Here is a 16,671-nt window from a genome sequence, read left to right on the forward strand (position 1 = left end):
ACGCCCTCCCCCGCTTGTGTCGTCTGACGGTGGCTAGAACAGCGCGCTGGCCAGTGCCCGCCGCGCGCCCGCCACCGCCGGGTCGTCCGGCCCGGCGACGGCGAACAGCGACAGCAGATGCTTGCGCACCACGTCACGATCCTCTCCGCTGGTCTTCTTGACGAGAGCCACGAGCCGCGCGTATGCCTCGTCGGCCTGCCCGCTGAGCACCTCGATGTCGGCGGCGAGCCGCTGCGCCTCGATGTCGTCGGGGGCGGCCGCGGCCCGGGCCAGCGCCGATTCGGCGTCGGCGCCGCCGATCCGGCGGTAGAGCTCGACCTGCGCCAGGCCCGCCTCGGCGGCCGCGTCGGCGGGTGACTCGGCGAGAATCTTCCGGTACGCCGCCTCGGCGGCGTCGAGGTCACCGACCATCAGCGCGTCGTCGGCGGCGTCCAGCCGCGGGTCCTCCGGCGCGGCCGCGCCGGTGCTGACCCCGGCGGCCTTGAGCACCGCGTCGATGTACTGCTTGACCTGGATCTCGGGGAGCACCCCGGTGAAGCCTTCGACGGGCTGTCCCTGGATGACGGCGAGCACCATCGGGATGCCCTGCACCCGGAACGCCTGGGCGAGCCGCGGGTTGGCGTCCACATCGACCTTGCCGAGCACCCACGCGCCCTGGCCCTCGACGGCGAGTTTCTCCAGCACCGGGGAGAGCTGTTTGCAGGGCCCGCACCAGTCGGCCCAGAAGTCGAGGACGACCGGGACGGTGAGCGACCGCTCCAGCACGGTGCTCTGGAAGTTGGCCTCGGTGACGTCGACGATCGTTTCCGGGGCGAGGCCCGGCAGGGTGCCCGGCACGCCGCCGGCCGGTGCGCCGTCGGCGGCGGCGGATCGGCTCGGCGCGGCCGGCTTGGCCGGCGCCGGGGTACGCAGCGCGCTGAGATCGACCGCGCCGCGGGTGAAGATCGACGGAGTGGTCCGTGGGTCGCTCATGGTTACCTAGTCTCGCACGCTGTCCGGCCTGTTCGCGCCGCCGCCGGGCGGGCGATATCGGACGTCACAGAGCAACCCACGGACCGCCGGGAAAAAGCCGTGAATGTTAGAAGCGGGCCGGCTCCCGGTAGACACCCCACTCGTCCCGCAGGGCGTCACAGATCTCGCCGAGGGTGGCCTCGGCCCGGGCCGCCTCCAGCATCGCCGGGATCATGTTCTGCTCGGTCCGGGACACCGCCACCAGCTCGTCCAACGCGGCCTTGACCCGCGCCGCGTCCCGCTGGCGTCTGCGGTCGCCGAGCACCCGCCGCTGTTCCACCTCGACCTCGTGGGACACCCGCAGAATCTCCAGCTCCTTGGCGACGGTGCCGGTGTGCACGTTGACCCCGACGATCCGCTTGTCGTTCTTCTCCAAGGCCTGCTGGTACGCGAAGGCCGCCTCGGCGATGTGCGCCGTGAACCAGCCGTCCTCGATGCCGCGCAGAATGCCCGCCGTCACGCTGCCGTCGTGTCCGAGGTCGCGGATCCGTTGGAAGATCTCCTCGGCTTCGGCCTCGATCCGGTCGGTGAGCGCCTCCACGTACCACGATCCGCCGAGCGGGTCGGCCACGTTGACCACCCCGGTCTCCTCCATCAGCACCTGCTGGGTGCGCAGGGCGATCTCGGCGGATTCGTCGGTGGGCAGGGCCAGCGTCTCGTCGAGGGCGTTGGTGTGCAGCGAGTTGGTGCCGCCGAGGACCGCGGCGAGCGCCTCCACCGCGGTCCGGACCACGTTGTTGACCGGCTGCTGGGCGGTCAGCGACACCCCGGCGGTCTGCGTGTGGAATTTGAGCCACAGTGCTTTCTCGCTGGTGGCGCCGTATTCGTCGCGCAGGTGCCGGGCCCAGATCCGGCGGGCGGCGCGGAATTTCGCGATCTCCTCGAAGAAGTCGAGGTGCGAGTCGAAGAAGAAGCTGAGCCCGGGCGCGAACTGGTTGACGTCGAGCCCGCGGGACAGGCCGAGTTCGACGTAGCCGAACCCGTCGGCCAGGGTGTAGGCGAGCTCCTGCGCGGCGGTCGCCCCGGCCTCCCGGATGTGGTAGCCGCTGACCGACAGCGGCTTGTACTTGGGGATCTCGGCCGCGCAGTACTCCATCAGGTCGCCGATCAGTCGCAGGTGCGGCTCGGGGGCGAAGAGCCACTCCTTCTGCGCGATGTACTCCTTGAAGATGTCGGTCTGCAGGGTGCCGTCGAGTTTGCTCAGGTCGGCGCCCTGCCGCTCGGCGGCCACCAGGTACATCACGAAGATCGGGACGGCCGGGCCGGAGATCGTCATGCTGGTGGTGACGTCCTGCAGCGGGATGCCGTCGAAGAGCACGTCCATGTCGGCCGCCGAGTCGATCGCCACCCCGCAGTGGCCGACCTCGCCGAGCGAGTGCGCGTCGTCGGAGTCGCGGCCCATCAGGGTCGGCATGTCGAACGCCACGCTGAGCCCGCCGCCGCCGGCGGCCAGGATCATCTTGTACCGCTCGTTGGTCTGCTGCGCGTTGCCGAAGCCGGCGAACTGCCGGATGGTCCAGGTCCGCCCGCGGTAGCCGGTCGGATAGAGGCCGCGCGTGTACGGGAACTCGCCCGGCCAGCCGATCCGTTCGAAGCCGGGGTGGGTGGCTCCGGCCGGCGGGCCGTAGACCGGGTCCACCTGGTTCCCGGAGAGCGTGGTGAAGTCGGCGTCGCGTTTGCGGGCCGCGTCGTAGCGGCGCTGCCAGCGCTCGCGCCCGGCCTGGATCTCGGCTGCGTCCATGCGAGCCATCCTAGAGCCAGAACTGAACGATTACTAAGGCCTGACCGGCAACGGCGGCAGCCGGTGCTCGAAGATCCACGCCTGCGGGTCGCCCTTCCGGTTGAGCAGGCGGAAGATCGTGGGCAGCATCGCGTCCCGGATGGCCGCCCCGACCGGCCCCATCACCTTGTTGCTGTTGCCGCGGCGGCCGTGCGCGGCGACCTTCGCCACCCGGGGACGGCGGCTGCTCTCGTACGCCCGCAATCCGGTGGTGATCGTGGGGTTGCTCCGCAGCGCGTGCCCCAGCACGACGGCGTCCTCGAGGGCCTGCGAGGCGCCCTGCCCGGAGGTCGGCGCGAGGGCGTGCGCCGCGTCGCCGACCAGCACGATCCGGTCGTCGTGCCAGGTCCGGATCGGGCCCATGTCCTCGGTGTTCCACGGTCCGACGATCTCGTCGCTGGCCCGGATCAGCTCGGCGGCCGGTGACGACGGGTCGCCGTCGAAGAGGTCCAGCAGATGCGCCCGCCACGATGCCGGCGTGACGGCGGTGGCGTCGATCGGCCGCTTGCTGGGCGGGTTGGCGAACCACCAGACCGAGCCGTCGGGCGCGGTCGCCCAGCCGAAGAACGCCCGCCGGCCGAAGGCCATCCGCATCAGGCCGGGCGGCGGCGCCAGACGCGGATCGACCGGGCCGGCGGTGAAACCCCCGGCGTTCAGCAGCCCGAGATAGTGCGGTTCCGGCGCGGAAGGATCAAGCGATTGCCGCGTACGCGAACGCAGCCCATCCGCTCCCACCAGAAGCTCCGCCGTGACCCGGCGACCGTCGGCGAACTCCGCCTCGACCCGGTCCGCACCGGTGACCGCCCGGGTCAGTGCCGCGCCGTGGATCACCGGGATGCCCCTGGCCTGGGCCTCGGCCCGCAGCCGCGCGGAGAGGTCGGAGCGCCGGATGGTGAGCGTGCCCTCGCCCAGCGACATCCTGGCGAGCGGCCGCCCGGACGCGCCGAGCAGCTCCATGGCCGGCGTGGGGAAGCCCTTGTCCAGCACTTTCGCCGGGTCGAGGCCGAGCGCGGCCAGCGCGGTGAGCCCGTTGATCGCGACGGTGAGGAACGCGCCGCGCTCGTCGGCCACGCCTTGCGCGGTGCGTTCGTAGAGGACCGGGTCGAACCCGGCGCTGTGCAGGGCGATGGCCGCGGCGGTGCCGGCCACGCCCCCGCCGATCACGGCAGCATTTTTAGTCATGTAATGACTATACATAAAATGACTATGCCGCTCCAGGGGACCGTAGGGTGATCGGCATGAAACGCTCCCCCACCGCGATGCTGCTGCTGGCGCTGCTGTCGGAGGCGCCGATGCACCCGTACCGGATGCAGCAGGTGATCAAGGAGCGCGGGCAGGACCAGCTCGTCAACGTCGCCCAGCGCAACAGCGTCTACCAGGCTCTCGACCGGCTGGTCCGGGAGAACCTGGCGCGCGCCGGGGAGACCGTCCGCGAGGCCGGGCGGCCGGAGCGGACGGTCTACGAGATCACCGACGAGGGACGCGCCATGCTGCGCCGCTGGCTGCTGGAGATGCTGCCGGCGCCGGCCCGGGAGTTCCCGGAGTTCCCGGTGGCCCTGGCGTTCCTCGCCATGCTGAGCCCGGCGGAGACCCGGGAGCTGCTGCACCGCCGGATCGAGGCGCTCACCGAGCGGGCCGCGGGAATCGACGCCCAGGCACCGCCCGGGCTGCCGCGCCTGTTCCTGCTGGAGGACGAATACCGGTCCGCCCTGCTGCGCGCCGAGCTGGACTGGCTGCGCGCGGTGGTGCGTGACCTGGAGAACGGCACGCTGACCTGGGACTGGACCATGATCCAGGCGACCATGGCCCAGTTCGGTTCCTAGAGGCCGCTCAGGAGTTCGTCGGCGGCCGCGTACGGGTCGATGGCGCCGTCCGCCACCCTGGCGGCCAGCGCGGGCAGCGCGGTGCCGTCGCGCAGATCGCCGATCCGGGCGCGCAGCGTGCCCAGCGCCAGCGCCGCGACCTCAGCCGCCGCCCGGCGCTCCTGGCGGGCCCGCAACTCGCCGCTCTCGGTCATCCAGGCGCGATGCTTCTCGATCGCGGCGACCACGTCGTCGACACCCTCGCCCTTGACCGCGACCGCGCGGACCACCTGCGGCCGCCAGTCACCGGCCGTCCGCTCGCCGAGCGCCAGCATCCCCTGGATGTCGCGGTACGTGTTGTCCGCACCCGGCCGGTCCGCCTTGTTGATCACGAAGACGTCGGCGATCTCCAGCACCCCGGCCTTGACCGCCTGGATCGCGTCGCCCATCCCCGGGGCGAGCAGCACCAGCGTGGTGTCGGCCAGCGAGGCGATCTCCACCTCGGCCTGACCCACCCCGACCGTCTCGACCAGCACCACGTCGCAGCCGGCTCCCTCCAGGACCCGGACGGCCTGCGGGGTGGCCGCGGAGAGTCCGCCGAGCTGACCGCGACTGGACATCGAGCGGATGTACACGCCCCGGTCCGCGGTGTGCTCCTGCATGCGCACCCGGTCGCCGAGGATCGCACCCCCGGTGAACGGGCTGGACGGGTCCACGGCCAGCACACCCACCCGGCGACCGGCCGCGCGCAGGGCGCGGACCAGCTCGTTGGTGGTGGTCGACTTGCCCACGCCGGGGGCGCCGGTGAGCCCGACCACCTGGGCACGGCCGGCGTAGGGCGCCATCGCGGCGGCGACCTGGGGCAGTGCCGGGTCGCCGTTCTCCACCAGGCTGATCAGCCGGGCGACCGACCGCGGATCGCCCTCCCGGGCCTTGGCGACCAGGGAGGGCACATCACGCGTACGGCTCATGCAGGAACCTTGATGATCAGCGCGTCGCCCTGGCCACCGCCGCCGCACAGCGACGCCGCACCGGTGCCGCCGCCGCGGCGCTTGAGCTCCAGCGCCAGGGTGAGGACCAGGCGGGCGCCGGACATCCCGATCGGGTGACCGAGAGCGATCGCCCCGCCGTTGACGTTGACCTTGCTCTCGTCGACCTTCAGCTCGCGCATCGACTGGATCGCCACCTGCGCGAAGGCCTCGTTGATCTCGATCAGGTCGAGGTCCTCGACGGTCAGGTTCGCCTTGCCCAGCGCGTGCTTGATCGCGTTGGCCGGCTGCGACTGCAGCGAGCTGTCCGGGCCGGCCACGTTGCCGTGCGCGGTGATCTCGGCGAGCCAGGTCAGGCCCAGCTCCTCGGCCTTGGCCCGGCTCATCACCACGACCGCGGCGGCGCCGTCGGAGATCGGCGACGAGGTGGCCGCGGTGATCGTGCCGTCCGGCCGGAACGCCGGGCGCAGCTTGGCCAGGCCCTCGGCGGTGGTGTCCGGGCGCACCCCCTCGTCGGTGTCGATCGGGCCGGGCGCCCGACGGTCACCGGAGGGCAGCGGCTCGATCTCCTCGGCGAACCGGCCCTCGCGCTGCGCGGCGGCCGCCCGCTGGTGGCTGAGCGCGGCGAACGCGTCCTGCTCGGCCCGGCTGATGTTCAGCGTGCCGCCGGCCACCTCGGTGGACTCGCCCATCGACACCCCGGCCCACGGGTCGGTCAGGCCGTCGAGCGCCATGTGGTCACGGACCGTGGTGTCGCCGAACTTGGTCCCCTTGCGCTGGTCCATCAGCAGGTGCGGCGCGTTGGTCATCGACTCCATGCCACCGGCCACCACGATCTCGCACTCGCCGGCCCGGATCAGCTGGTCGGCCAGCGCGATCGCGTCGAGCCCGGAGAGGCAGACCTTGTTGATGGTGAGCGCCGGGGTGGACATCGGGATGCCGGCCGCGACGGCCGCCTGGCGGGCCGGGATCTGGCCGGCGCCGGCCTGCAGCACCTGGCCCATGATGACGTACTGCACCTGGTCGGGGGCGACGCCGCCGCGGGCCAGGGCGGCGGCGATGGCGTGCGCACCCAGCGCGGTGGCGGGGAGGTGCTTGAGGTTGCCCAGCAGCCGCCCCATCGGGGTGCGGGCGCCACTGACGATCACAGAGCTGGTCACGGGTCACGTCCGATCTGCGGCGGCCGGGTGCGGTGGACACCCCGGCCGGCTTAACGAAGAGTCAGGTCCGAGACTAATGGCATGACTGACGACACATCGAGTACCGGTCGGCGCGAGAATCTCACACTCGCCGGCGACGACCTGCCGGGGATCGGCCTCCTCCGGATCGACCATGTCGGCATCGCGGTGCCCGACCTGGACGAGGCCATCCGCTTCTATGGGGAAAAGTTCGGTTTGCGGTGTGTGCATCAAGAGACCAATGACGAACAGGGTGTCCGGGAGGCGATGCTCGCCGTCGGCGACGGCGCGGGCCCGCGGATCCAGCTGCTCGCCCCGGCCCGGCCCGACTCGGCGATCGCCAAGTTCCTCGACCGCAGCGGCCCCGGCCTGCAACAACTCGCCTACACGGTGGCCGACGTGGAGGCCGCCGCGGACGCTCTGCGGGCCCGCGGCATGCGGCTGCTCTACGACACCCCGAAACGCGGCACGGCCGGATCGAGGATCAACTTCGTGCACCCCAAGGACGCCGGCGGGGTGCTGGTCGAGCTGGTCGAGCCGGCCGGGCCGGTACGCCGACCGGGTGATTCAGCCTGACGGCGGACCGGCCGGCTGGCAGGATCGGTGCCATTGAGCAGGGCCGACCGACCCCTCAGCGGGACGCTGCGCCCCCGAAGCCCCGACTCAGCAGGTAGCGACGGGACCACGCCGGACGGGCCGGGTGAGTGACGGTCGTCCCCCGAACGGCCCGGCACCCGTCTGCGTTCCAGGTCAAAGCTGATCTACATTGGGGTCTGAGAGTCACCCCGCCCTTGCAACTCGGCCCCCTTCTCGCCAGGATGGCGCAATGCCCCAGCAGCAGGATCAGAACCTGGCCTTCTTCGAGACCGCGAACACCCAGCACGACTTCACGGTCGTCCTGCGTGGTTACGACCGTCACCAGGTCGACGGACACATCGGCCGGCTGCTCGCCGCGCTGAACCAGTCCGAGCAGGCCCGCGGTGAGGCCGAACAGCGGATGAACGACGCCCAGCGCCGGCTCCGCCAGGCCGAGCAGCGGCTCAACGTGCTGGAGCAGAAACTCGCCGACAGCAACAAACTGCTGGAGGAGAACAACCGGCCGACGCTCTCCGGGCTGGGCACCCGGGTCGAGCAGATTCTCCGGCTCGCCGAGGAGCAGGCCAACGACCACCGCGGCGAGGCCAAGCGGGAGAGTGAGGGCATCCTCTCCGCCGCGCGCCTCGAGGCCCGGGAGATCACCGACAAGGCCCGCGCCGAGGCCGCCGCGATGAAGGCGACCGCCGAGCGTGAGGCCGGCCAGGTCCGCACGCACGCCGAGCGCGAGGCCGCCGAGACCCGGGTGCAGGCCCGTCGCGAGGCCGACACGCTGCGCTCCGACGCCGACCGGGAGACCAAGCAGCTGCGCACGGTCACCGCGCACGAGGTGGCCGAGCTCAAGTCGACGGTCGAGCGCGAGGTCTCCTCGCTGCGCGCCACCGCCGAGCGGGAGATCACCCAGGCCCGGGCCAAGGCCGGCCGGGAGGCCGAGGAGAAACGCGCCGAGGCCACCAAGATGCTCGCCGACGCCCGCGACAAGCGCGACAAGGACCTGCAGGCCCTGGCGCTGGAGATCGCCGAGCGCCGGGAGAAGGCCGAGTCCGAGGAGTCGCAGCGGCACGCCGCCCAGGTCGCCGCCACGCAGAAGATGGTGTCCGAGGCCGAGGAGCGGGCCCGCGCCGCCGAGGACCGCGCCAAGGAGATCGAGCAGCGCGCCGAGAGCCGCCGCATCGAGAGTGAGCGCACCGCCGCCGAGGCGGTGGAGAAGGCCCGCGCCCTCGCCGACAAGACCGTCTCCGAGGCCCGTTCCGAGTCCACCCGCCTGCTCAGCGAGGCCCGCACCGAGGCCGAGCTGACCACCCAGGCGGCCCGCCGCGAGGTCGAGGACCTGACCCGGCAGAAGGACGCGGTCACCAACCAGCTGGGCCAGATGCTGTCCGGTCTGTCCGGCCTGGTTCCCGGCGTGGGTGCGGCCCCGGCCGCGGTCGCCGCCGCCGTTCAGAAGGCCGCCGAGCCGGCCGCCGAGGCGGAACCGGCCGAGCCGGCCGAGGAGGCCGAGGCGGAGCCCGCCAAGACCAACTCCTGACCCCTGCGGTTGCGCTCTCCTCCCGGGTGCGCGACGGTTGTTCGGGTCGGCTTTGTGTGACTCAGGCCGTACCGGAGTTTCTCCGGGGCGGCCTGACTCGTTTTGGCGCGTAGCCTGTGTTCCGCCCGGCGCCCGGTCGGACAATTCGTAACTACCCGCGTAGTCCCCCGCAAGCCGGTGTGTAACCACACGCCCCGGGACTACGCGTATGTGAGGATGGAAAGCATGTCGCACGGCGGTGAAATCTTCGGCCTGAACGGAGACTCGGCCACCGAGCCCAGCTTCGAGTTCGCGATCCGCGGTTACGAACGGAAGCAGGTCGAACGCTACGTCGCCCGTGCCGAGAACGAGATCGCCGCGCTCGCCGCCGAGCGGGAGCAGGCGTATTCGCAGATCCAGGCGATGGCGGCCCAGATCGAGCGGCTGCAGCAGGAGATCACCCAGGCCCGGCGCAACTCCGGGATGTCCGGTGAGGTCTCCTTCCGGCATCTCGGCCCCCGGGTCGAGCAGATCCTGGTCCTCGCCGAGGAGCAGGCCGAGGCGATCAAGGCGTCGGCCACCGACGACATCGCCGGCCGGCTCGCCGAGGCCGAACGGATCCGGGCCGAGGCCGAGGCGCATGCCCACGACGGCATCCGCGACTTCGAGATCGCGCTGGCCGCCCGCCGGGCCGAGGAGGAGAAGGCGGACGCCGCCAAGCGGGCCGCCGCCGACAAGGCGGTCGCCACCGCCCGGCAGACCGCCGAGCAGATCCGCACCGAGAGCGAGGCCCTGCTGGCCCGCGCGCGGGCGGAGGCGCAGCACCTGGCCGACAAGGCGGCCGCCGAGGCACAGCGGCTGCGCGCCGAGGTGGACGGCTACGTGCAGTCGACCCGGGTGCAGACCGAGCAGGAGCTCAAAGCCCTGCGGGAGAAGACGAACCAGGAGATCACCGCCCGGCGCACCGAGGCCGAGCGGGAGCAGGCCGACCTCAAGGCCGCCGTCGAGCACGAGCTGGCGCTGCGCCGGCACGCGGTGATCGAGGAGCTCGGCCAGATGCGCTCCGGCGTCGAGAAGCAGTGCGCCGACCTGCGCAGCGAGGCCGACAAGTACGCGGAGGAGGTGCTGCGCCGCTCCGACGAGCAGGCCACCGCCACCCGCAAGGAGCTGGCCGCGCACCAGGAGAAGATCGCCCAGGCCGGCCGGGAGCTGGAGGCCGCCCAGGCCGAGGTCACCGAGACCGAACGCCGGCTGGCCGCCGCCCGGGAGCAGGCGGAGGCCGCCGAGCAGGAGACCGAGCGGGTCCGGCAGCGCCAGGCCGAGGCGGCCCGGGAACTGGAGTCCGAGCTGCAGCGGGTGGCCGACGCCAAGCGGGCCGGGGAGGCCGCTGAGCGGCATGCCGCGGACGTCCGCCGGCAGGTGCAGATGGAGGCGAAGCGGGTGGCCGAGCTGGCCGCCGCCGCGGTGCTGGCGGCCGCCGCCTCCCCCGACGATCAGGAGTCGGCCGCCGTCGGCTCCGCCCCCGTCGCTTCCGGGTCCGCCCCTGTTGCTTCCGGCTCCGCCCCCGTTGCTTCCGGGTCCGCCCCCGTCGCCGCCGGGTCGGCTCCGGTTGCTTCCGGGTCGGCTCCGGTGGACAAGTCGTCGGAAAAGGTGTCCGCGTCCGCCAAGGTGACCGTTCCGCAGGCGAGCCGGGTGCCCGCCGACGCGGAGTAGAACCGGCCGGCGAACGCTTGCGCCCGGGCGATACCGTCCGGTCCCATGTCGACCGAAGCCGCGCCCGAAGCCGTCGCTCCGGAGCCCGATGAGGCCCCGGAGCCGCGCGGCCGGCCCGTCCGGCACCCGGTCTCCTCTTCACGGCGGGCCGAGTGCCTGGTCACCGTGGCGTCGGTCGCGACTACGGCGCCCGGGAGCCGCGTTGCTCCTCCTGCTCGACCAGGGTGTCCAGGTCGGTCAGCCGGTGCAGCAGACGCAGTGGCTGGGCCAATCGGTGGTTGCCGGTCAGCGCCTCCTCGTTGCGGGCGAGGAAACCCCAGTAGCCGGCCGTGTAGGGGCAGGCCTGCTCACCCACGCGCACCTTCGGGTCGTACCGGCAGCCGCGGCAGTAGTCGCTCATCCGGTTCAGGTAGGCGCCGCCCGCGGCGTACGGCTTGCTGCTCATCCGTCCGGCGTCGGCGAACTGGCTCATCCCGATCACGTTGGCCGTCATCACCCACTCGTAGCCGTCGACGAAGCACCGGTGGAACCAGTCGGCCACCGCCCCGGGCCGCCAGCCGCGCTGCATCGCGTAGTTGCCCAGCACCATCAGCCGCGGGATGTGATGCACCCAACCGCGGTCGCGCACCCCGGCCAGCACGTCGGACAGGCAGCGCGCCTGCACCGCGTCGGCGTCCAGGCGAGCGAACCATTCCGGCAGCTCGCGACGCGCCCGCAGTTCGTTCACGGCCCGGTACTGCGGCTCGAAATACCAGTACAGGTGCCAGATGAAGTCCCGCCACCCGAGAATCTGCCGGACGAAACCCTCCACGCTGGCCAGCGGCGCAGCCCCTTGCCGGTACGCGTCCTCGGCGCACTCGACGACCTCCAGCGGATCCAGCAGCCCCAGGTTGATCGCCGGGCTGAGCATGCTGTGCGCCATCAGCGGGTCACCGGCCAGCATCGCGTCCTCGTGCGGCCCGAACGACGGCAGCCGATGCTCGACGAAGTGCCGCAGCCGCTCCAGCGCCTCGGCCCGCGTCGCCGGGAACATCCGCGGCCCGTCGTGCCCGACGAAGGTGATCCCGTCCTCCCGCTCCCAGCGGTCCAGGTCGGCGCGCACCTCCTCGTCGATCTCGTCCTCGCGGATCACGGGTGGCACCGGCACGTCCAGCCGCCCGGCCCCCCGCGGCGGTGGCTCCCGGTTGTCGGCGTCGAGATTCCACCGCCCGCCCACCGGCTCGGCACCGTCCATCAGCACGTCATGCCGGCGGCGCGCATACCGGTAGAAGTCCTCCAGCCGCAGGTGCTCCCGCCCACCGGCCCAGGCGAGGAAGTCCTCCGGCGAGGTGACGAACCCGCGCGGCCCGAGCATCTCGACATCCGGCAGTCGCCGGACCAGACCGCGGGCCGCCCGTGAGGTCGGATGGCACACGCTGACCGGTTCGCCGACCCCTTCCCGGTACGTCTCGGCGCGCACCAGCCGCGCGTCACCCTCCCTCGCCCGGTGGCGCAGCGCCGACAGCACCAGATGAGCCTTCTGCCGGTGAAAGGCGCGGCGCCGGAACACCGCCTTCGATTCGATCAGCAGAGCCGGCTGCCCCGGCTCGTCCAGAAAATGCGGCCCCAACTGATCGGCGAAAAGCCAGCGGCGCTTCATTCCCCCATGCTGCCGCACCCGTGATCTGTTCTCCGGCCGCTCACCCCGGATCCACCCACTCGGCGCTCCGGCCCGGTTTCCGGCGTCGAGGTCACCGCCCCGTCGTACGGCGTGGGCCGGTGCGAGGCGAGGACGGAGAGCCACCGCCGGCGAACGACTGTGATCATCAAGCCATGGATGCCACCACCTTCACGTGCCCGCACTGCGGGAGCGCTGAGATCATCTGCGTGCCGAGCAGCATGAACGACGGCTACAACCGCAGCGGCATGACGGTCAGCGCCTTCCGGACGATCCCGTTCTCCCGGGTGATCTGCCTGCAGTGCGGCCTGGTCCGGGAATGGATCACCGACCGCGCGCAGCTGGACCTGCTGCGCAAGAAGTTCCGGCCCGAGCAGTGAGTGGTGGTGACCGCCGAAGTGCGGCGACCGCTCCGGCCGCGGCGCCGTGCGAGCCGGATCAGGGCTGCAGGTCCACCCGGGCCGAGTCGGTCGTGCCGGCCAGGTAGGCGCGGGCGCCCAGCAGGGCCAGAGCGGTCTGGATCAGCAGCAGGTCGAGGCTCAGCGGGGTGCCCCGGCCGAAGGCGATCACGATCGGGATGCCCAGGATCAGGGCGTCGGGGCCGGCGACCGCGTAGACCACCGGGCCGGTGGAGACCGTGCCCATCGGCGTGTCCAGCGGCAGCAGGTCGTTGCGGACGAATCCGGCGCGGGCCCGGCGGACCGCGGCGACCCCGCCGATCACCCCGGCCGGGACACTGAGCAGCCACCACCGTCCGGCCGGCAGATGCCCGGTGGTCTCCATCAGGATCAGCGCGATCAGCGACCAGGCGAACGCCAGCACCCCGGGGACCCAGAGACGCTGGGTCAGCGCCTGCCGGGAGCTCAGGCTCAACAGCCGGAGCAGCACCGGGTTGCCGGCGTCGGTGTTCACCGTGGCGGTCGTGGTGCCACCGGCGATCATCGCGCCGAGCAGCAGGGCGAGGGCGGCGACCCAGGGTGGGGCGGCGGTCAGCAGCAGCGGGATCGGGGTGGCGGCGAGCAGCCACAGCAGCCGGGGCAGGCGGCGGCGGGCCAGCAGGAAGTCCTGGCCGGTCAGCACCGGAAGGCGGGCCGGCGGGCGGGTGGTGCGCAGCCGGCGGTTCGCCCAGTAGCGCCGCGCGACCATCTCGGTGACGAACGACGGCTCCATCCCGAAGGCCGTGTCGAACAGGGTTCCGGTCACCTTCGAGGCTTCCAGGATCCGGTCGTCCGGAGTGCGGGGCAGCAGACGTACCGTCACGAGGAACCCGGCCGTGACCGCGACCGTGAGGGCACCCGCGACCGCGAGCAGCGCCGGCGCCGATGGCCATCCGCCGGAGGCGGGCCGATCGGCAGCGGTGACCCGGTCGATGACCAGCAGCGCGACGCCGGTGGCCACGGTGAGCACGGCGAGCCGGTCGGTGAGCGTGGCCCAGCGGCGCACCCGTTGCGCGACCACCGCGACCAGCAGCAGACCGATGCCGATCAGCGCGCCGCCGAGGATCAGTGCGGGCACCCGGTCGTGCGGCGCGGCGTGCCCGGTGATCGCGAAGGTGATCAGCGCGCCGGCGAAGGCCGCGCCGAGCGCGGCGAACCGCAACGACGGCAGCAGCAGCCGGCGGCGGCTGACCGGTGCGGTGAGCAGGAAGTACGCCGCGGGGCGGCCGAGCGTGACCGGACCGATCGCGCGCAGCGTCATGGTCAGGAAGCCGATGCCGAGCAGCCCGAGAGCGAGTGCGGGCAGCGCCCCGAGATCCGGGTGGGCCGGCCAGAAACCCCTGGTGAGCTGCCGGTGTGTCATCGCGCCGAAGACCGCGACGACCAGCGCGGCGACGTACAGGTTGCCCAGCGTCGCCCCGCGCTCCCGATGGGAGACCTGGCGCTGGTGGATCCAGCGGCGGACCGGGCCCAACTCGACCATGATCGTCATGGGGTCAGCGACTCCATCGTGGTCAGCTCGGCCCCGGAGGCGACCGCGAACTTGTCGTCGTGGCTGGCCATCAGCAGCGAACCGCCGGTGGCGAGATAGTCCACCAGCATCGCGGCGACCATCGCCCGGCCGTCCGGGTCGAGGCGCTGCTCCGGCTCGTCCAGGATCAGCAGCGAGCTCGGCCGGATCAGCGCGATCGCCAGGGTGAGCCGCTGCTTCTGCCCGGAGGACAGCGACGGCGGGATCGCGTCGGCGTGCCCGGCCAGCCCGAACCGCTCCAGCGCCTCGTCGACGCCGGCCTCGTCCGGATCCTGGCCGTGGGCGCGGCAGACCAGCTCGACGTGCTCGCGCGTGGTGAGCCCCGGATACCAGGTGGGCGGCTCGACGGTGGTGACCACCGCGGCCCAGAACTCGGGGCTGGAGCCGGGCGTCGCGCCGAACACCCGGATCCGGCCGGCGTCCGCCCGTTGCAGGCCGCTGACGCAGCGCAGCAGGGTGGACTTGCCGATGCCGTTCTCCCCGGTGACGCAGACGGCGGTGCCGGCCGGAACGGTGAGCGCGACCCCGTCCAGCACCGGGGTCGCGCCATAACTCACCGTGAGATCGCTTACCTCAACCGCGGGGTGGTCGGTCACCCGGACAGACTACGGTTTCCGTCCGTACAGCAGGCGCAGGGCCTTGACGATCTGCTGCACCTGCGCCGGGGTCCGCTCGAAGGTCATCGCGGGCAGCAGCGACCGCGCCCGGCGCACGGTGATCGCCTTCGGCCGGGCGAACTCGCGCAGCCCGTCCTCGCCGTGGATCCGGCCGAACCCGGACTCGCCGACGCCGCCGAACGGCAGGTTGCCCATCCCGACGAAGGTCAGCGTGCCGTTCACCGCCACCATGCCGGAGCGCAGCCGCCGGGCGATGCGGATCGCGTTCTTCTTCCCGAAGACCGAGCCACCCAGCCCGTACGCCGTGTCGTTGGCTTTGCTGATCGCTTCCTCCGCGTCGCGGACCCTGGTGATGGTCAGCGTCGGCCCGAAGGTCTCCTCGCGGATCCCGGTCGAGTCGTCCGGGACGTCGACCAGCACCGTGGGGGCGACGTACGGCGGGCTCACCGCGTCGGCCCCGCCGAGCACCGCCCGGCCACCACGGGCCAGCGCGTCCTCGATGTGATCGCGGATGATCTCCAGCTGTCGGGGCATGGTGATCGGGCCGATCTCCTCGCCGGTGCGCAGTCTGCCGGCCTTCTCCACCACGGCGCTCACGAACGCGTCGTAGACCGGGGCGACCGCGTACACCCGCTCGATGCCGATGCAGGTCTGCCCGGCGTTGGTCATCGCGCCCCAGACCGCGGCCTCGGCCGCCGCCTGCACATCGGCATCCTCGTCGACGATCAGCGCGTCCTTGCCGCCCGCCTCGATCACCACCGGCACCAGGTTCTCCGCGCAGGCGGCCATCACCTTCTTGCCGGTGGCCGTGGACCCGGTGAACGACACCTTGCCCACTCCGGACCGGCACAGTGCCCCGCCGACGTCGCCCAGCCCGTGCACGGCCTGCAGTACCGGGTGCTCCGGCACGATCTCGGCGAACGTGTCGGCCAGCCACTGGCCGACCACCGGCGTGTACTCACTCGGCTTGAAGACGACCGCGTTGCCGGCGGCCAGCGCCCCCGAGATCGGGCCGATCGGGGTGACGATCGGATAGTTCCACGGGCCGATCACGCCGACCACGCCGTACGGCTGGTATTCCAGGTGGCCGACGTGCTCGGCGAGCAGCAGCCGGGTCCGCATCCGACGCGGGCCGAGGACCCGCTTCGCGTTCCGGGCCGCCCAGTCGAGATGCTCGACGGCCGCGGTCACCTCGATGATGCCGTCGTTGACCGGCTTGCCGCTCTCCAGCCGGGTGAGCTCGGCCAGTTCCTGGATCCGCTCGACGAGCAGGGTGCGCCAGCGCAGCAGCCGGGTCCGGCGGCCGTCCCAGCCGAGGCCCTGCCACCAGGCGGCGGCCGCCCGGGCCCGCTCGACCGCGGCCACCACCGCCTTCTCGTCGGCGGCCGGCACGCGGCCGGCCACCTCGCCGGTCGCCGGGTTGGTGGAGATCAGTTGGCCGTCCTCGATCACGGGCAGGCCGGGAACGTGAGTCGCCGTCATGCCGGGAGTCTAGGCTCAATGTTACCGATGAGTCACTACGTACTCTTAACTCGTGAGTCCCCGCCGCAACCGTCCCCGCCGCGACGCCGAACCCGACACCGGGTCGCAACGCCCCGGCATCACCGAGCAGCGCGTCCAGCAGTGGCAGGACGGGGACTGGATGGTGCGTAACATCTTCGGCGCGGCCGCCACCAAGACCTATCTGTGCCCCGGCTGCCTGCAGGACATCCGGCCCGGCGTCGCGCACATCGTCGCCTGGCCGCACGACGGCGCCGGCGACGACCGCCGGCACTGGCACACCGGTTGCTGGCGGGCCCGGGACCGGCGCGGCCCGGGGGTGGAGCGCTCGCGCAACGCTCCCCGCTATGGGTGA

Annotated in this window: 15 protein-coding genes; 6 read left to right on the forward strand and 9 right to left on the reverse strand. The window is 72.3% G+C overall.

The window, feature by feature from the left end; all coding sequences use genetic code 11:
• Positions 1 to 33: 33 nt before the first annotated feature.
• The 3 genes from ACSP50_RS36525 to ACSP50_RS36535 form a co-directional block, all read right to left on the reverse strand.
• Positions 34 to 972 (reverse strand): tetratricopeptide repeat protein, encoded by a 939-nt coding sequence (locus ACSP50_RS36525; RefSeq protein ID WP_014694354.1) that lies wholly within the window; start codon positions 970 to 972, stop codon positions 34 to 36.
• 106 nt (positions 973 to 1,078) lie between these two features.
• The gene (locus ACSP50_RS36530; RefSeq protein WP_014694355.1) at positions 1,079 to 2,752 is read right to left on the reverse strand and encodes a methylmalonyl-CoA mutase; all 1,674 of its coding nucleotides are present in this window, start codon (positions 2,750 to 2,752) and stop codon (positions 1,079 to 1,081) included.
• Positions 2,753 to 2,785: 33 nt separating this feature from the next.
• A complete protein-coding gene (locus ACSP50_RS36535; protein ID WP_043512884.1) occupies positions 2,786 to 3,973 on the reverse strand; it encodes an NAD(P)/FAD-dependent oxidoreductase in 1,188 nt (395 codons plus the stop codon).
• A 56-nt stretch (positions 3,974 to 4,029) separates the two neighbouring features.
• Here ACSP50_RS36535 and ACSP50_RS36540 point away from each other — a divergent pair, with 56 nt between their 5' ends.
• On the forward strand, positions 4,030 to 4,614 hold the full coding sequence (locus tag ACSP50_RS36540; protein ID WP_014694357.1) for a PadR family transcriptional regulator: 585 nt from the start codon (positions 4,030 to 4,032) through the stop codon (positions 4,612 to 4,614).
• Here ACSP50_RS36540 and meaB read toward each other — a convergent pair.
• A complete protein-coding gene (meaB, locus tag ACSP50_RS36545) occupies positions 4,611 to 5,564 on the reverse strand; it encodes a methylmalonyl Co-A mutase-associated GTPase MeaB (protein ID WP_014694358.1) in 954 nt (317 codons plus the stop codon). The two genes, ACSP50_RS36540 and meaB, sit on opposite strands and share 4 nt — an antisense overlap.
• Positions 5,561 to 6,703: an acetyl-CoA C-acetyltransferase gene (locus ACSP50_RS36550; RefSeq protein ID WP_052311815.1), complete on the reverse strand. Its 1,143-nt coding sequence runs from the start codon at positions 6,701 to 6,703 to the stop codon at positions 5,561 to 5,563. The genes meaB and ACSP50_RS36550 overlap by 4 nt, the downstream gene beginning before the upstream one ends.
• Before the next feature lie 120 nt (positions 6,704 to 6,823).
• On the opposite strand from ACSP50_RS36550, the gene mce reads away from it, so the two are divergent.
• The 3 genes from mce (at position 6,824) to ACSP50_RS36565 (ending at position 10,574) form a co-directional block, all read left to right on the forward strand.
• Positions 6,824 to 7,336: a methylmalonyl-CoA epimerase gene (gene mce / locus ACSP50_RS36555; RefSeq protein WP_014694360.1), complete on the forward strand. Its 513-nt coding sequence runs from the start codon at positions 6,824 to 6,826 to the stop codon at positions 7,334 to 7,336.
• A 250-nt stretch (positions 7,337 to 7,586) separates the two neighbouring features.
• Positions 7,587 to 8,882 carry a hypothetical protein gene (locus tag ACSP50_RS36560; RefSeq protein ID WP_014694361.1) on the forward strand — a complete coding sequence of 432 codons (1,296 nt, stop codon included), beginning with the start codon at positions 7,587 to 7,589 and terminating at the stop codon, positions 8,880 to 8,882.
• 225 nt (positions 8,883 to 9,107) lie between these two features.
• Positions 9,108 to 10,574 carry a hypothetical protein gene (locus ACSP50_RS36565; RefSeq protein ID WP_014694362.1) on the forward strand — a complete coding sequence of 489 codons (1,467 nt, stop codon included), beginning with the start codon at positions 9,108 to 9,110 and terminating at the stop codon, positions 10,572 to 10,574.
• Between the two features lie 181 nt (positions 10,575 to 10,755).
• Here ACSP50_RS36565 and ACSP50_RS36570 read toward each other — a convergent pair whose 3' ends face one another.
• Positions 10,756 to 12,213, reverse strand: a complete 1,458-nt coding sequence (locus ACSP50_RS36570) for a cryptochrome/photolyase family protein (RefSeq protein ID WP_014694363.1) — start codon at positions 12,211 to 12,213, stop codon at positions 10,756 to 10,758.
• Positions 12,214 to 12,386: 173 nt separating this feature from the next.
• Here ACSP50_RS36570 and ACSP50_RS36575 point away from each other — a divergent pair, with 173 nt between their 5' ends.
• Positions 12,387 to 12,611, forward strand: a complete 225-nt coding sequence (locus ACSP50_RS36575) for a hypothetical protein (protein WP_014694364.1) — start codon at positions 12,387 to 12,389, stop codon at positions 12,609 to 12,611.
• 58 nt (positions 12,612 to 12,669) lie between these two features.
• Here ACSP50_RS36575 and ACSP50_RS36580 read toward each other — a convergent pair whose 3' ends face one another.
• From ACSP50_RS36580 to ACSP50_RS36590, 3 genes are read right to left on the reverse strand one after another with little or no spacing between them, the layout of a single operon-like run.
• Positions 12,670 to 14,160 carry a DUF6297 family protein gene (locus ACSP50_RS36580; protein WP_014694365.1) on the reverse strand — a complete coding sequence of 497 codons (1,491 nt, stop codon included), beginning with the start codon at positions 14,158 to 14,160 and terminating at the stop codon, positions 12,670 to 12,672.
• Complete coding sequence (locus ACSP50_RS36585; RefSeq protein WP_014694366.1) at positions 14,157 to 14,795, reverse strand: ATP-binding cassette domain-containing protein; 639 nt, start codon at positions 14,793 to 14,795, stop codon at positions 14,157 to 14,159. The genes ACSP50_RS36580 and ACSP50_RS36585 overlap by 4 nt, the downstream gene beginning before the upstream one ends.
• A gap of 9 nt (positions 14,796 to 14,804) precedes the next feature.
• Positions 14,805 to 16,298: an aldehyde dehydrogenase family protein gene (locus ACSP50_RS36590; RefSeq protein WP_014694367.1), complete on the reverse strand. Its 1,494-nt coding sequence runs from the start codon at positions 16,296 to 16,298 to the stop codon at positions 14,805 to 14,807.
• 52 nt (positions 16,299 to 16,350) lie between these two features.
• Here ACSP50_RS36590 and ACSP50_RS36595 point away from each other — a divergent pair, with 52 nt between their 5' ends.
• On the forward strand, positions 16,351 to 16,671 hold the full coding sequence (locus tag ACSP50_RS36595) for a hypothetical protein (protein WP_014694368.1): 321 nt from the start codon (positions 16,351 to 16,353) through the stop codon (positions 16,669 to 16,671).

Origin of the sequence: Actinoplanes sp. SE50/110, from assembly GCF_900119315.1 — a bacterium.
In the GTDB taxonomy this organism is placed as follows: Bacteria; Actinomycetota; Actinomycetes; order Mycobacteriales; family Micromonosporaceae; genus Actinoplanes.

Excerpts from the sequence above, each read along its gene's own strand:
- ACSP50_RS36540 (WP_014694357.1), top strand. The coding sequence starts at position 4,030 with ATGAAACGCTCCCCCACCGCGATGCTGCTGCTGGCGCTGCTGTCGGAG.
- ACSP50_RS36575 (WP_014694364.1), top strand. The coding sequence starts at position 12,387 with ATGGATGCCACCACCTTCACGTGCCCGCACTGCGGGAGCGCTGAGATC.
- ACSP50_RS36580 (WP_014694365.1), bottom strand. The coding sequence starts at position 14,160 with ATGACGATCATGGTCGAGTTGGGCCCGGTCCGCCGCTGGATCCACCAG.
- ACSP50_RS36535 (WP_043512884.1), bottom strand. The coding sequence starts at position 3,973 with ATGACTAAAAATGCTGCCGTGATCGGCGGGGGCGTGGCCGGCACCGCC.
- ACSP50_RS36560 (WP_014694361.1), top strand. The coding sequence starts at position 7,587 with ATGCCCCAGCAGCAGGATCAGAACCTGGCCTTCTTCGAGACCGCGAAC.
- ACSP50_RS36570 (WP_014694363.1), bottom strand. The coding sequence starts at position 12,213 with ATGAAGCGCCGCTGGCTTTTCGCCGATCAGTTGGGGCCGCATTTTCTG.
- mce (WP_014694360.1), top strand. The coding sequence starts at position 6,824 with ATGACTGACGACACATCGAGTACCGGTCGGCGCGAGAATCTCACACTC.
- meaB (WP_014694358.1), bottom strand. The coding sequence starts at position 5,564 with ATGAGCCGTACGCGTGATGTGCCCTCCCTGGTCGCCAAGGCCCGGGAG.
- ACSP50_RS36525 (WP_014694354.1), bottom strand. The coding sequence starts at position 972 with ATGAGCGACCCACGGACCACTCCGTCGATCTTCACCCGCGGCGCGGTC.
- ACSP50_RS36530 (WP_014694355.1), bottom strand. The coding sequence starts at position 2,752 with ATGGACGCAGCCGAGATCCAGGCCGGGCGCGAGCGCTGGCAGCGCCGC.
- ACSP50_RS36590 (WP_014694367.1), bottom strand. The coding sequence starts at position 16,298 with ATGACGGCGACTCACGTTCCCGGCCTGCCCGTGATCGAGGACGGCCAA.
- ACSP50_RS36565 (WP_014694362.1), top strand. The coding sequence starts at position 9,108 with ATGTCGCACGGCGGTGAAATCTTCGGCCTGAACGGAGACTCGGCCACC.
- ACSP50_RS36550 (WP_052311815.1), bottom strand. The coding sequence starts at position 6,703 with ATGGGGCGGCTGCTGGGCAACCTCAAGCACCTCCCCGCCACCGCGCTG.